Source organism: Microcoleus sp. bin38.metabat.b11b12b14.051, from assembly GCF_013299165.1.
Taxonomy (GTDB): domain Bacteria; phylum Cyanobacteriota; class Cyanobacteriia; order Cyanobacteriales; family Microcoleaceae; genus Microcoleus.
Genome location: NZ_JAAFKD010000013.1, coordinates 58,960 through 73,384, shown reverse-complemented (window position 1 = coordinate 73,384; position 14,425 = coordinate 58,960). Strand labels below are relative to the sequence as shown.

At 44.4% G+C, this 14,425-nt stretch carries 16 protein-coding genes and 1 tRNA gene; 8 read left to right on the top strand and 9 right to left on the bottom strand.

Features of this window, described 5'->3' with window-relative positions:
• Positions 1-756 precede the first annotated feature (756 nt).
• The 4 genes from QZW47_RS15585 to QZW47_RS15570 form a co-directional block, all read right to left on the bottom strand.
• Positions 757-828: transfer RNA gene (locus QZW47_RS15585), tRNA-Ile, on the bottom strand.
• 370 nt (positions 829-1,198) lie between these two features.
• Positions 1,199-1,399 carry a hypothetical protein gene (locus tag QZW47_RS15580; protein WP_293128354.1) on the bottom strand — a complete coding sequence of 67 codons (201 nt, stop codon included), beginning with the start codon at positions 1,397-1,399 and terminating at the stop codon, positions 1,199-1,201.
• Between the two features lie 130 nt (positions 1,400-1,529).
• Positions 1,530-1,733 (bottom strand): radical SAM protein, encoded by a 204-nt coding sequence (locus QZW47_RS15575; protein ID WP_293128353.1) that lies wholly within the window; start codon positions 1,731-1,733, stop codon positions 1,530-1,532.
• Between the two features lie 377 nt (positions 1,734-2,110).
• Entirely contained in the window at positions 2,111-3,073 is a 963-nt protein-coding gene (locus tag QZW47_RS15570) for a GNAT family N-acetyltransferase (RefSeq protein WP_293128352.1), read from the bottom strand.
• A gap of 541 nt (positions 3,074-3,614) precedes the next feature.
• Between QZW47_RS15570 and cpeB the strand changes: the two genes are divergently transcribed.
• The 7 genes from cpeB (at position 3,615) to QZW47_RS15535 (ending at position 10,065) form a co-directional block, all read left to right on the top strand.
• Entirely contained in the window at positions 3,615-4,169 is a 555-nt protein-coding gene (gene cpeB, locus QZW47_RS15565) for a C-phycoerythrin subunit beta (RefSeq protein ID WP_293128351.1), read from the top strand.
• 76 nt (positions 4,170-4,245) lie between these two features.
• Positions 4,246-4,740, top strand: coding sequence for a bleomycin hydrolase (locus QZW47_RS15560; protein WP_293128350.1), 495 nt, complete (start codon positions 4,246-4,248; stop codon positions 4,738-4,740).
• A gap of 319 nt (positions 4,741-5,059) precedes the next feature.
• Positions 5,060-6,340 carry a HEAT repeat domain-containing protein gene (locus QZW47_RS15555; RefSeq protein ID WP_293128349.1) on the top strand — a complete coding sequence of 427 codons (1,281 nt, stop codon included), beginning with the start codon at positions 5,060-5,062 and terminating at the stop codon, positions 6,338-6,340.
• 273 nt (positions 6,341-6,613) lie between these two features.
• Positions 6,614-7,225, top strand: a complete 612-nt coding sequence (locus QZW47_RS15550) for a HEAT repeat domain-containing protein (protein WP_293128348.1) — start codon at positions 6,614-6,616, stop codon at positions 7,223-7,225.
• Positions 7,226-7,547: 322 nt separating this feature from the next.
• Complete coding sequence (locus QZW47_RS15545; RefSeq protein ID WP_293128347.1) at positions 7,548-8,075, top strand: hypothetical protein; 528 nt, start codon at positions 7,548-7,550, stop codon at positions 8,073-8,075.
• Between the two features lie 56 nt (positions 8,076-8,131).
• On the top strand, positions 8,132-9,502 hold the full coding sequence (locus QZW47_RS15540; RefSeq protein WP_293128346.1) for an AAA family ATPase: 1,371 nt from the start codon (positions 8,132-8,134) through the stop codon (positions 9,500-9,502).
• Positions 9,502-10,065 (top strand): hypothetical protein, encoded by a 564-nt coding sequence (locus QZW47_RS15535; RefSeq protein ID WP_293128345.1) that lies wholly within the window; start codon positions 9,502-9,504, stop codon positions 10,063-10,065. The genes QZW47_RS15540 and QZW47_RS15535 overlap by 1 nt, the downstream gene beginning before the upstream one ends.
• A gap of 73 nt (positions 10,066-10,138) precedes the next feature.
• Here the strand turns inward: QZW47_RS15535 and QZW47_RS15530 are convergent, their stop codons facing one another.
• From QZW47_RS15530 to QZW47_RS15515, 4 genes are all read right to left on the bottom strand, one after another.
• Positions 10,139-10,612, bottom strand: coding sequence for a DUF2656 domain-containing protein (locus QZW47_RS15530; RefSeq protein ID WP_293128344.1), 474 nt, complete (start codon positions 10,610-10,612; stop codon positions 10,139-10,141).
• An 8-nt stretch (positions 10,613-10,620) separates the two neighbouring features.
• Entirely contained in the window at positions 10,621-11,502 is an 882-nt protein-coding gene (locus QZW47_RS15525; protein ID WP_293128343.1) for a HEAT repeat domain-containing protein, read from the bottom strand.
• Positions 11,503-11,511: 9 nt separating this feature from the next.
• Positions 11,512-11,790 (bottom strand): hypothetical protein, encoded by a 279-nt coding sequence (locus QZW47_RS15520; RefSeq protein ID WP_293128342.1) that lies wholly within the window; start codon positions 11,788-11,790, stop codon positions 11,512-11,514.
• Between the two features lie 87 nt (positions 11,791-11,877).
• A complete protein-coding gene (locus QZW47_RS15515) occupies positions 11,878-12,486 on the bottom strand; it encodes a phycobiliprotein lyase (RefSeq protein ID WP_293128341.1) in 609 nt (202 codons plus the stop codon).
• 181 nt (positions 12,487-12,667) lie between these two features.
• Here QZW47_RS15515 and QZW47_RS15510 point away from each other — a divergent pair, with 181 nt between their 5' ends.
• A complete protein-coding gene (locus tag QZW47_RS15510) occupies positions 12,668-13,489 on the top strand; it encodes a pentapeptide repeat-containing protein (protein WP_293128340.1) in 822 nt (273 codons plus the stop codon).
• A 201-nt stretch (positions 13,490-13,690) separates the two neighbouring features.
• On the opposite strand, the gene QZW47_RS15505 is transcribed toward QZW47_RS15510, so the two are convergent.
• Entirely contained in the window at positions 13,691-14,422 is a 732-nt protein-coding gene (locus tag QZW47_RS15505) for a phycoerythrobilin:ferredoxin oxidoreductase (RefSeq protein WP_293128339.1), read from the bottom strand.
• Positions 14,423-14,425 lie beyond the last annotated feature (3 nt).

Below are 14,425 nucleotides of genomic sequence, written 5' to 3'. Positions count from 1 at the left end.
ACTTCGCGCAAGTTAACAAAGCTTTAAGCACAGCCGTCCTTACGAGTTTTTACCTAGCAGTGGACGCGCAAACCTTATCTAGCGAGAGACTCGGAATGCTTCACTAATTCGATCGCTCGAATATCGCTACATTAGGGCCGTTATATTTACGAAAGTGTGTAAGCTTCATCAGTTGGGGCGCGAAGTGAGAAAGTCAATGTTGACCGGATTAAATAGGAGATTTCTTACAAAATAGCTAGGAACGGGCTCTCCGGCCCATTCCAAAAGTAGATATTCTCCCCTTATTTGCCATCAGGTTTGTAGTGAGGACTTCACTCCTTCTTTTTCTGCGGACTAAAGTCCTCACTACGAACCTTTTTTATTAGTAGATATTCTCCCCTTATTTGCCATCAGGTTTGTAGTGAGGACTTCAGTCCTTCTTTTCTGCGGACTAAAGTCCTCACTACGAACCTTTTTTATTAGTAGATATTCTCCCCTTATTTGCCATCAGGTTTGTAGTGAGGACTTCAGTCCTTCTTTTCTGCGGACTAAACTCCTCACTACGAACCTTTTTTATTAGTAGATATTCTCCCCTTCTTTGCCATCAGGTTCGTAGTGAGGACTTCAGTCCTTCTTTTTCTGCGGACTAAAGTCCTCACTACGAACCTTTTTTATTATTGGTAATTGAGTGGACATTATATGAGGCAGCAACCAAACATAGTTGAAATCAAAATTTTACGGCAACAAAAGTCACTTCGCGCAAGTCAATAAAGCCGTTGGCACATACGCAGGAGTTGAACCTGCGACCTTTTCTTTATAAGAGAAATGCTCCACCAGGAGCTAGTATGTAAGCTTCATTTGTGAGGGCGCGAAGTGGAACTTTGTAACCGCATGATCATTCTAAAAACTTCAGGTATAAGAAGCGGCACACAAGTCAGAGAAGCTTTTTTACGTCCGAGGGCGAGTGGGAATTGAACCCAAAATTCGATTTTAAGTCGAACTTTACCAGTTTGTAAGCTTCTTTTGTTGGGGTGCGCCACGGACAACAAATATTTTTTATGCCGCAGAAGTTTGAAAAGCTTTTAAAACTTCTAGCGTGTCTGCCATTCCACCATAAATACCGAAGTATTTAGCGGGAATTGAACCCGCAATCTTTTCAGAAATAGATCCCTAATGTTTGTAAGCTTCTCGAATTTGGGCGCGGCATAAAAGTTGATTCCTAGCCGTAAACTGCCTCTGGGCGGACAATTAAATCGCCACTAGGACGGCGATCGAGTACGTAAGAGTCGAAGCGATCGCTCTTGACATCAAAATGATTTGCTAGACGTTCCCCTATTGCCTTGTCGCTCATTCCCGCCGTGATACCCAGTTGGTTTTCTGCCACATCATAGGAACGTCCTTCAAAACGAATGTGAACCATCACTGTTACCTCCTTAAGCGATTTTGGATATATAATTTTGGGATTTTGGATTGGTAGCTTTTCTGCTCTTGAGCCGGGAGTTGCTCGATAAAAATTGCCACGGTTAGCATCTGCGCCAACACGATATTTTTTACATAAACAAACGCCGCTCTAAATGGTAAGCTTGTTGGAGATGGCGGATTTCTTCAGTCTTTTGAGCCGATCGCTCGCGATCGCAATTTTTCTGTTCTGTATCCGCCTGAAATTCGTTGAAATTTGGTTGACTTGGTACAATATCTGACTCGTCGGGTCGAGTCAGTCTGTAACTGAACAGTCTCGTTAAAAGTAATAACATGACAATCAAGTCTGTATTGCAAGACTTTTAAATTGATGTTCCTTGAAATCTCGAACGCTATTTAGTTGTCAAGGTTCAGATTTGGTACGGAAAATACAGGTTTTTGGCTTTCCTGCGCTTTCCATATGTTCATGCTACATAAATACTACACAGGTGTCAAGGGGGTAGGAAAAGTTTTTTAGATAAAACTTACAGGGGTGACAAAAATATGGCGTTTGAACTCGTAAATCAGTTAAAAAACCAGGTTGATTGAGTCGGAGTGCGATCGCCAACTGTGCACTCGGGCCCAGAAACCCGGTTTCTACGAGAAATATTGTTTGGTGACGAGGCATACACAGAGAAACCGGGTTTCTTGAATCCTGCGCCCCCCAATTCGATCAGACATCCTTAACATAGGAAATGCTATCGCGAATATTGTGGAAGCCCGCAGACTCGTAAAGTCGCAATGCACCGGAGGGATTTGCAGTATCGACGCCGAGAATCGCAGTTTCGACACCGGCAACTTTCAGTCGCTGCAAAAGGGCCAGCAACATTGCTCGTCCCAAGCCAATTTTGCGGAAGCCACGGCGGGTGCCGAGAACACAGATCCAGCCTTCGTTTCGCCCGGTACGATCGCACTCTTGGGGGCTAATTTCCCCGTAGCAAAAAGCTGCAAAAGTCCCATCAGCAGCAACAGCAATCAAGTCTAAATCCTTTCGGTAACTGGGTTTCGCTAAATCGTATTTGAATTTCTCCACCGTTAAATCGTGGTGATTCCAGTGGTCGATAAACGATTGGTTAAACATTTCTACCCAAGCTTCCGCATCCTGTTCGCCCGGAAATACACGCAGCGTAAAACCTTCGGGAAACTGCGCTTGGGGGATCGGTTCCGAGAGCGATCGCGCCATGCGACAAAAATAGCGATCGACCCTAAAACCGCAATTTGTGAGTACAGAAATGCGATCGGCATCCTGTGCCCTCACCCACGATCGCAGTTTCACCTGCGCGCCCCTCTCTTTTGCTACTTCGCGCATCCGCCTTTCGCCCCAAGCCACTGCCGCCACTTCCACATCCCCGCAGCGCGCCTCGGGATGGACGCGAAACCACAGCCAACCATCGATGGGTTCTCCGGTTTCCGAAATCGACAACTCTGTGAAACCGATTAATTTCCCGTCTGCATCTTCCCAAAGGCAGATATCGCGCGCTAAATCTCGGGACGGTTGGTTAAATTCTGCTTGTAATTCTGAGATGGTGGTTCCTTCATCGAGCCGATCGACTTCTTCGCAAATATTCATTAAATCGGCGATCGCGGTTAAATCGCGATCGCCCGCATAGCAGCGCGCCGAGAGATTTGCTATCATCGCTAATTAACTATTCGGGTTATCGATTAATTTTAAAATAGCTTGGGCGATTCCTCAAAGTGCGATCGGGTGACTCAAGGGAGCATCTGAAGAGGTTGCAACTCGGCATTTTTTATTGAAGCCCATGCACTTCATAATGAGCCGAGAGTCCCGATCCTGCCGAATCAATCCCCCAATCCCCCAATCTAAAATCTAAAATCTAAAATCTAAAATATATAGCGGTTCTCAAAAACATGAGGTATGCCCCATGCCCAATGCCCCATGCCCTATGCCCAATGCCCCATGCCCTATGCCCTATGCCCTATGCCCTATGCCCTATGCCCTATGCCCTATGCCCCATGCCCTATGCCCCATGCCCTATGCCCTATGCCCTTTAACCAAAAAATGTGCTTTTAGCGACTAAAGTAACAAATTGTTACTTTGTTTCTCAGGAATGAGACGAAGGCATCATCCCAAAGATATATTCAAAACCATCAAGTTCGTCACCAAGTTGACCAACTAAGATAAGAAATAATTTTTCGTCTAAGTTAAGGAGAACTCAATGCTTGACGCTTTTTCAAGATCTGTAGTTTCAGCCGATGCCAGCACCTCCACCGTCGGTGATATTGCTGCCCTCAGAGCTTTCGTTGCCAGCGGCAACCGACGCTTGGATGCTGTAAACGCGATCGCCAGCAACGCTAGCTGCATGGTTTCTGACGCTGTTGCCGGTATGATCTGCGAAAACCAAGGCTTGATCCAAGCCGGTGGTAACTGCTACCCTAACCGCCGCATGGCTGCTTGCTTGCGCGATGCAGAAATCATTTTGCGCTATGTCACCTACGCTCTTTTGGCTGGTGATGCTTCCGTTCTTGATGACCGTTGCTTGAATGGCTTGAAAGAAACCTACGCAGCTTTGGGCGTACCCACCACCTCCACCGTGCGTGCTGTTCAAATCATGAAGGCTCAAGCCGCTGCTCACATCCAAGACAACCCTAGCGAAAAATTTGCTGGTGCTAAGTTGCGGAAAATGGGAACAATCGTAGTTGAAGATCGTTGCGCTAGCTTGGTTGCTGAATCTTCCAGCTACTTCGATCGCATCATTTCTGCCCTGAGCTAGTTCATTGCTAATCGCAATTCGCTCAGCAAAATAGAAACTACGCTCACAGTCAAAATCAGTTTAGGAGATTTAGGAAATGAAATCAGTTCTCACCACCGCGATTGCTTCTGCTGATGCAGCAGGACGCTTCCCCAGCACCTCAGATTTAGAATCAGTACAAGGTTCTATCCAACGCTCTGCTGCTCGTTTAGAAGCCGCAGAAAAACTGGGCAACAACCTAGATTCAGTTGCTAAAGAAGCTTATGATGCTTGCATCAAAAAGTATCCTTACTTGAACGAAGCCGGTCAAGCTAACTCCACCGATACTTTCAAAGCAAAATGCCACCGCGACATCAAGCACTACCTGCGCTTGGTTCAATATTGCCTAGTAGTTGGCGGCACAGGCCCTCTTGATGAATGGGGTATTGCTGGTCAACGCGAAGTCTATCGCGCTTTGAGCTTGCCTACTGCTCCTTACGTTGAAGCTTTAAGCTTTGCTCGTAACCGCGGTTGCGCTCCTCGCGATATGTCTCCTCAAGCTTTGACTGAGTACAATGCTCTTCTTGACTACGCCATCAACTCCCTATCCTAATTAATTAGACAGGTTTGTTGTAATGTCGTAACTGGGTAGTTTCTACCCCGACAAGTCTAGGAACTCTTGGCTCGTTGCTCTGCCGATTTCGGTGAAGTAAGGGTAAAGAATTCCTGGGCTTGTTATTGTGTTTTAATATAAAACAGGGCGGTTGAAACCGCGTCTATACAAGCAAAACCCGCCTCCGCGGGTTGAAGACAGGGCAGTTAAAATTACGTTATCCTCTCTTTGTCCGCGGAGGCGGACATCGTTTGTATAGACGCGGTTTCAACCGCCGTCTGATCTGAACCGTATTAGGTTATTGCAGACTGCTAATTTTATGGATAAACGCTTTTTTAGTTTTTTTAATTTAACGGAAGACCAGGCGATCGCCATTTTAGATACGCCACAAGACCAAATCGGCGAAGAAGATTCCCGCTACATAGCCGCTTCCCATTTGATAAATTTTTCCACAGAGCGATCGATCGCAGCACTGATGCGAGCAGTACAGCAAACCGATCCATCCCTAGACAACCGCATTGTGCGCCGCAAATCGGTAGAAACCTTGGGAAGACTCCAAGCTGTCCAAGCATTGCCGGTGATTCGCACCTGTTTGAGCGATGATGACTGCTACACCGTAGAAAATGCCGTATGGGCGATCGGCGAAATAGGCACTCAAGACACCGATATCCTAGAAGAAGTTGCTCAATTGCTGGATAAACCGGGACAAACCCACCGAGTAATTATCCACACCCTGACTAAATTAGATTATCAGCCAGCAGAGGCAAGAATTCGCAAATTTGTTAACGATCTCGATCCACCAATTGCTAGCGCTGCGATCGCCGCAATTTGTCGCCTAACCCGAGACTTTTCTCAAATGAGCAAAGTTGTCGCCATGCTACAACACAAAAATGTCCTAGGGCGCAGATTATCAATTCAGGATTTGATTGACGCCCATTACTACGATGCCATACCCAATATTGCCAAATGTCCCGTATCATTAGTCTTTCGGCTGAGGGGAATTCGGATGTTAGCAGCAGCCGGAATCGCTGACAAATCCCTAACCTTTGAGACAATTCAACCCTATTTAGAACAAACCTTGCGGGACGAACCGAAAGATTTGGATTTAGTACACAGTTACGAAGAATTACCAGATTTACCGTTTCTGATTCAGCAATTATACGAAACGGATTTTGGACGTTGCTATTTAGCAACTAAAACAATTCTAGAAAATTACTCAGAGGAGGCACCAGCAGCCCTGTTTGCCACCTTCGCCGAAGAAGCGAACAATGACTACGGAGCGCATTTTCATGTAGTAAAATTGTTTGGTTGGCTCAAACACTCTCCCGCTTACGATTTGTTATTGGAAGCTTTGAACAACTCCCAACCCCAGTTTCAGAAATCCCGTGCAGCCGCGGCGATCGCCCTAGGGGAACTCGGAGAACAGCGTGCTATTCCAGCATTGCAAGCCTGTTTGGAAACAAAAATCTGGGATTTGAACTATGCTGTATTAATGGCACTCGAAAAACTTGGTGATGTCAGCGGTTATAAAACCGATGCGACCGATCGAGATTGGCTAGTACAAGCTAAAATAGAAGCTTATAATTCAGCAAAATCCTAATTATCTTAATTTGGGAACTACAAGGTTTGTAGTGAGGACTTTAGTCCTCATAATGCTGCGGACTAAAGTCCGCACTACAAACAGTTTCCATCGCTATTTAGGAATTACAAGGTTTGTAGTGAGGACTTTAGTCCTTTAATGTTGCGGACTAAAGTCCGCACTACAAACAGTTTCCATCGCTAGTAATCGAACTGAGACGATCTTACTCAGAAACCAGAGTATTCTTCGTTCTTCCTTCTTCCTTCTTCCTTCTTCCTTCTTCCTTCATAAATCATGACAACAGATGCTTTGTTTGAAAAACTAAAACACCCGAATCCTCATATGCGCGATCGGGCGATGTTTGAAATTGCCGATTCCCGCGATGAAAATACAATTCCCCAACTGGTGAGCATTTTAGATGACGAAGATGTCGTCTATCGTCGGGCGGCTGTGAAGGCTTTGGGTGCGATCGGCGAGGATGCCATACCAGCCGTAGTTGACGCAATGTTAAACAGTGAGAATGTGACTGTGCGAGGGAGTGCGGCGAAGGTATTGGCGCAAATTGCGATTAATTATCCAGAGTTGCCTTTCCCAGAAGTGGGTTTGCAGGGATTGAAAAAGGCGATCGATGATGCTAATCCTGTGGTGCATATCGCAGCCGTGATGGCCTTGGGCCAGATGGGCTCCTCTGCGTTTGAAATTTTGGTGGAAGCGCTGAATACAACCGATAATGTGGCCGTGCAGGTGGCGATCGTGAGTGCGCTGGCTTCTGTGGGAGATCCTCGTTGTGTAGAAGTTCTTACCAGATTTGCCAATGATGAAGCAGTTGATTCCTACGTGCGGGAATCGGCGACAAGTTCTTTATCGCGCTTGGATTTGGTGATGAATTACAAGCGTGCAGAATAGTTAGGTTTATAGTAGCGTGTTGAACGATATGTAAGCAAAAATTGTAATGGTCAGAAAAACTCACCCAAAGCCAGAAGTTGAGGATGCGTTGAGGTACGCTGAAAAAAATGGATGGCGCGTTGATGTTGGTGGTTCTCATGCTTGGGGAAAAATCTACTGCTCCTACAACGATAAAGAGTGTAGAAGTGGGATTTTTTGTATATCTAGTATTTGGAGTACCCCAAAAAACTCAGGGAATCATGGGAAACAAATTCGTCGAGTAGTGGATAACTGCACAAAGCATAACAATGTGAACGAGTCTTCCCCAGGGGAGGAATAAAAAATGAACGAATATGATTTTACTTTGAAGTTTAATCTGGACAATTCCCTAGCGGATACTGATGATTTTATTGAGAGACTATATGCAGGTGGCTGTGATGATGCTTTGATTGGAGTTGGAAATAAAGGATATGTCGCACTAAATTTCATCCGCGACGCATCATCGGCTTATGAAGCTATTTCTAGTGCGATTCATGATGTCAAAAGAGTTGTTCCAAGTGCCACTCTAATTGAAGCGGCACCAGATTTTGTTGGCTTGACGGATGCAGCTAAAATTCTGGGGTACACTCAACAGCACATGACCAATCTCACCCTCGAAAACGACTCAAAATTTCCGATTCCTGTTTATGAAGGTGCCCATTCTGTCTGGCATTTAGCGGAAATTTTAATTTGGTTGCGCGAAAATCAAACACATTCAATTGATGATACATTGTTAGATATTGCTCAAACCAATATGAATATTAACATTGCTAGGAGTTGGCAAAAGATCCCTCCTGATACCCAAGAAAGTATCAAGGCGCTGGCTGTTTAGTTTGGTTTGTGCGATCGAAGCGGATTTGTTAGCGATGCAATCTAAGGAAAACACCAATGAAAATTAAAGTCAAAAATCTTGGTGCCCTAAAACAAGCTGAATTCACCCTGGGCGAGTTGACAATTATTTGTGGCGGCAACAATACCGGGAAGACCTACGCTACCTATGCACTGTTTGGCTTTTTGTTTACTTGGCGGCAGATTTTGGCGATCGAAATCAACGACGATAATATCCAGCAACTCCTTGCTGACGGTGTAATTCATCTCGATCTACAAGAATATGTCAAACAGGCTGAGCAAATTGTTTCTAAAGCTTGTCAAGTTTATACACAGCAATTACCTCAGATTTTCGCAGCGCCGGCTAAAAGATTTAAAAAAACAGAGTTTCAGGTAAATCTAGACATCAAAAATATTCGTTTAACAGGCAAGTTCGAGCTAACAATAGGATCTGCCAATGTCGAATTATTCTCTATGACCAAAAGAGAAGAAAGTAGAGAATTAGTTGTCACCTTGCTAGTTGAAAAAGAAAAGGCAAAAATTCCCAATCAAATACTTAAACACACCATTGCTGATGCACTGAAAGATATCATTTTTGCCGAAATTATTCCTCGTCCTTTTATCGCTAGTGCAGAACGAACTGGTGCAGCTATTTTTCGCAAAGAGTTGAATTTTGCCCGCAATAGATTGCTTGAACAAATGGGTCAAGGCAATAATAAGATCCATCCAATGGAGCTCTTATTTAAGGCTTATCAGGACTACGCTTTGCCAATCAAGACAAACGTTGACTTTACGAGGGAACTGGAAACCATTGTCAAGAAAAGCAGTTTTATTGCGGAAAACCATCCTGATATACTGGCAGATTTTGCTGATATAATCGGCGGTCAATACACCGTTACTCGTAATGATGAACTTTATTATGAGCCAAATGGTAAAAGGCTCAAGCTTTCTATGGATGAAAGTTCTAGTGCTGTACGTTCTCTATTAGACATCGGTTTTTACCTCAAACATGAGGCTCAAATTGGCGATTTATTGATGATAGATGAACCAGAATTGAATCTACATCCTGAAAACCAGCGCCGCGTCGCACGTCTATTTGCTCGCTTGGTAAATCTGGGTATTAAGGTTTTTATCACTACCCACAGTGATTACATTATTAAAGAACTGAATACATTGATTATGCTTAACCACGATAAACCTCATCTGAAGCGAATTGCAGAAGAAGAAGGTTATAGGGAAGTAGAACTAATTTCGTCTAACAAAATCAAGGTTTATATTGCGGAAGAGACAGGGAAGACAAAAACAAATAAATGTCAAACTCTTACACCAGCCGATATCGATCCAGAAATGGGTATTGAAGCCCGCAGTTTTGATACAACCATTGAAACGATGAACCGGATTCAGGAATCGATTGTCTGGAGTCAGGATTAATGTCTGATATTGCTATCCTGAAAGAGATGATTCAGGAAAGTGCTACAGTGCCATTGGAAGATAGCTACGGTAAAAAGAAGGTGACACTCCGAGAACCCGATCTCCCCAATTGTTCTGTCACAATTCATGGAATGCCCAATGATGATCAAGTTATTGTCATCAAGGCAGATACTTTTACAGCACCTAAAGCAATATTTGGTGGTTCAAAAGGTGAATGCAAACGTGCAGATTTTGTGATAGTTGCTGATACTGGTAAGAAAAAAGTTATCCTCTGTATTGAGATGAAGGCAAAAACTACAACAAGCCCAGAACAGAAAATTATTCAGCAACTTAAAGGTGCACAGTGTTTTGTCGCGTATTGTCAGAAAATTGGCAAAGAATTTTGGTACGCAAAGCAATTCCTTGATACTTATGTCTATCGATTCGTCACTATCAGAAATATTAATATTCATAAGAAACCAACACGGGAGACAATAAGTGATGAGCATGATTGTCCAGAAAAAATGCTAAAAATTAGTTCTCCGCATCACCTTCAATTCAATCTTTTGATTGGAAAGAAATAGATAATAGTTTGGTGAAGGTCAAAATCAGCGCTTCGGGACTTACTTTTTACCTTCCAAACGACTTTTTAAGCTTTTACCCCTTCCTCCTTTCAACTTTGAAAACATCCTCAATACTTTTCCCGGATGTTTTCTCATCCCAGCCCATCGCCATCAAGAAACTCTCAGCAGACTGAGTTTCCACCACATCAACTCCCCATTCTCCCGGTTGTAAAGCTTCAGGATTGTCACTCAAGGGCGGAGTTTTTTTCAAGCCGGCTAAAATCAAAATATCGGGAAAAGTCTCATCGGCTTTCCCCTGACTCATCCGCTTATCGTGCAAAGCTTGAGCGCAAAACTCTCCGACTTGAGGCGGAGAAAAATCATTAGAAAATAAAACTTCTACCATCCAGTGCGGATGATTTAATTCACGACATTTAATCTGAGGATATTGACTCAAACCCTCAGCAAATACCCGAGTCAAATCTTCCCGACTTAATTGCGGAAAGACACCCTCTGGCATATCAAAATTGTGAGAAAGTAACATCCGCCCTGTACCTGATTCTGTCATATTTTTAGTTATTTAATTTGAGAAATTGCTAACTTAATTACGCCTTGCACTGCGGCTTCCGATTCTTTAGCTAATGCGGTTTGTAGCGGCTCGATCGCAATTCGATCGCCCACCTTCATCAAAGACAACGCCGCCGCCCTGCGACTTTCGGCATCGCCGTGGTGCAGTAACTCAATCAGGTTGGGGATTGCAGGCTTATATGCCAGATTTCCTAAAGCAGCCGCCGCCTCGCAGCGCACGTCAACATCAACATCCGTTAGAGACTTCACCAAAATCTCAAATAAGTCCGCTTTGGGCTCTTCCTGCGCTACTTTGGCGATCGCCCCAACCACAGCCCCGCGCACCACAGGCGAATCAGAGGCGATCGCCCGATACAAATACTCCTTCGCACCCGCCCCAATAAACGCCAACGCCCAAGCCGCATGACCGATCGTACTTTCCGGCACATCAGTAGAGGCTAAAATATCCAACAAAGGCTGCACAGAAGGTTCCCCAATCCTCGCCAGCGCCCCAATTGACGAACCCTTAACCACCGTATCCTCATCATTTAACAAAGCATAAATTAAATTAGGAACAGCAGTCGGATCGCCAATCAAAGTCAGAGTTTTACCAGCAGCACGCCGCACAACCGGATTCACATGATTTCCCAAAGCATCCAACAAAAAAGGAGTAGCATCTTCACCAATTTCTGCCAGAGTTTCCGCACAACGCAGTCGAGTCATCCCCCGCGTATCTCCCAAACATTCAACCAGACGCTTCAAAAGCTCAGCATCACTAGCATCAAAAGTATCTAAATCTATTTGTTCAGTAACTTGTTGAAGCAAAGCATCTGTTTCTGCATGAGCCAACAAAATTGAATTGTCCTGAGATTGAGCGTTAGAATTGACCATAATTATCACCTAATTATTTGTAGTTATAGCCGCCAATTGAGCGCGGAGACTATCTAATCCAGCATCAATTTTAGCAAGTTCCGGCTCAATTTTCGCCATAGCTGCTTTCTGTGGTAGCTTGGCCTTTTGTGCCGCCGCCATCGTCTCACTCACCAAACGTTCCCGATACAGCTCAAAGTCTGCAATAACTTCTACCAATTCTTCAGCCTCTATCTGTGTTGAATCTTCTGTTAAATCTTCGGCAGATTCATTGCGATCAAATGTTGTCAAATCTTCATTTTCAGACATAGTTTTGATAGTTGGATAATTAGTCCGCGTAGGCGGACTTTGTTTTTGTAGCCGCGATTTCAATCGCCGGGTTTTTATTTGTGTACTTTAATGTGACACCGCACCCGCCCCAGAAGCTCTCAAGCGATTGTGTTCCAACAACTCTTCTAAAACAGATGGAGCAATACAACGACGCTCAGAACAGTATGCCATTTGTTTAACCCCATTGCTCATTTGAACAGTCATCACCCGCACGCGAAAATGATCGTTAATAAACCAACAGCGTTCCTGTCCTTGATTTGTCTCATATTCCGTTTCAATAGTCAATACCCCATCATCAGCAAAATTGTAAATACCAATCACCGGAATCCCTTCAACATAGCCGCGATTTCGGAGAAACTTACCCATCTTCGGGTTATGGGGATTCGGCACATCGATCAAAATTGCAGCATAATTTTGGTTGGGGATGGCATCATCCAAATTATCTTGCCACATGAAACTGCATCCCCCACTAACTAAAGCAGGATCTACATTTTGCTGTTGACAAACCTCTAAAACTCTGGGATCATCAATTGACAAGACATCAATCATGACATTAGATTCTCCCGACTCATCAGCAGCAGCAGTATCAAAATTGTGGACTGTTCGCTGAGTGAACCAAACGCCCTCACTCTTGCGAAAGAAATCCATCATAGTCATCGGTGGTGTTAGCAGCATTTCTGTGTCAGCTTAGCGAGAGGAATCAAGCAAGTCCCCCTTGTCAAGGGGATGGGAGCGGAATCAGAGCGAATTTTGGTTAAGAAAATTAACTTTCTGGCGATCGCTCATCAATCAAATCCTAGGATAAATGACACCGGACAACTTTGAGCAATTCCATCAATAAATCTTCAAAAATATAATGGCACTTCGTCAACACTCATTTTTCCTCTCAGAGCCCCTGACTCTCACAGAAGTCTTACAAGCTATTGAACACAGTAAAAGCCTAGCTCAAACCAACCTCCAGGGAATCAACCTCAGCCAAATGGATTTATCCGGGATTGATTTGAGCGGAGCAAATTTGATTGGCGCCAGCCTCAGCAAAACGAATTTCCAAGGCGCCAATCTCCAGGGAGTTGACTTTCGGCGCGCCAATCTCCGAGACGCCAATTTAAGCGGAGCAAATTTACAAGAAAGTTATTTTTTTCGAGCTGATTTACAAGGTTGCAATCTAGCCGGTGCCAAACTAGAAGGAGCTAAATTCAAACTAGCTTTATATGATAGCAAGACCATTTGGCCGGAAGGATTTAATTATCAAAAATCCGAAGCTATTGGGCCAAAAGCTAGTTTGAGCGGGGCTTTTTTGAATGCAGCCAATCTCCGAGGAGCGGATTTGAGTTACTGTAATTTGCGAGGTGCTTATCTCAGCGGAGCAGATTTAACGGGAGCAAATTTAGAGGGAGCGGCTTTAAGCGGGGCTAATCTTCAGAATGCTTTTTTGACTGGTGCTTATTTGCGGAATGCGATGTTAATTGGAGTTGAATTGCAGGGCGCAGATTTACGGGCGGCTGATTTGACAGGAGCGAATTTAGACCAGTTGCAAAGTATTGCGGGTGCTGATTTTAGCTTAGTACAAGGATTGACTGCGGAAGCCAGGGCGATGCTTTGCAGTCGCGATTCCAAGGAATTAGGTACTTGGAATTGTTTTACTCGGAATAATACAGCTCAAAGTCTTGCAAACTAAATATCATTCGTAGTGCGGACTTCAGTCCGCCAATGAGGTTCGTAGTGCGGACTTCAGTCCGCCAATGAGGTTCGTAGTGCGGACTTCAGTCCGCCAATGAGGTTCGTAGTGCGGACTTCAGTCCGCCAATGAGGTTCGTAGTGCAGACTTCAGTCCGCCAATCCAGAGGACTAAAGTCCTCACAAACAAATCTTAACTCTCCTATAAATGCCGTTCCAAGTCGAAAAGAAAACCGTGAATATACTCCTCAGTCCACTCCTCACCATAAAAGCGCAGAAACATTCCCCTAGCAGGATCTTTAGCCGCCCGATAGTTGATATAATTGCGTTGCGCCTGAAGAATCTCGGCCAATCTCTCGCTGTCAGTGACTGGTTGCGCGCGATCGACTAAATCGAGATAAGCTTGTAGATAATCCTTAAAAGCATCAAACACCAGAGTCTGCACAGCCTCAGTTTCCTTCGGACGAGTCCACAGAAAAGCCGGAGAAAAGAAAGGTTTTGCCTCTTCAGGAAAATCTCCCCCCCAGGGCAAATCTTTTTGATACTTGTTAAAAATCGGTAAAATTGGCTCTGAGTATTGCTTCTGATAAGCCGCATCGTGAAAAAGCGGCTGCATATCCAAAGCAATCAAATGTCCCCCCGGCAAAGTCACCAAATCCGCCCCAAAAAAAGGCAAATCATAATTAATTTGCGGGAAAATCACAAAATTCAGTACCTGAAGAGCATCACCACCCTCAACATGAGCCGCCCGAATCTGCCGCAGTTTTGGGGATTGAAAAGCATAGCTAGTAGTGACAACCAACTGCTCTTTTTTTCCTTTCCCCGTGATACATTCTTTTTTTTCAAAACCGGTCGGAATCGGATAGGGAGCTAAATCAAGTCGCTCCCTTAGTAGTGGAATCGCGTAATCTAAAAAAGGCTGATAGAGAGTCATTTT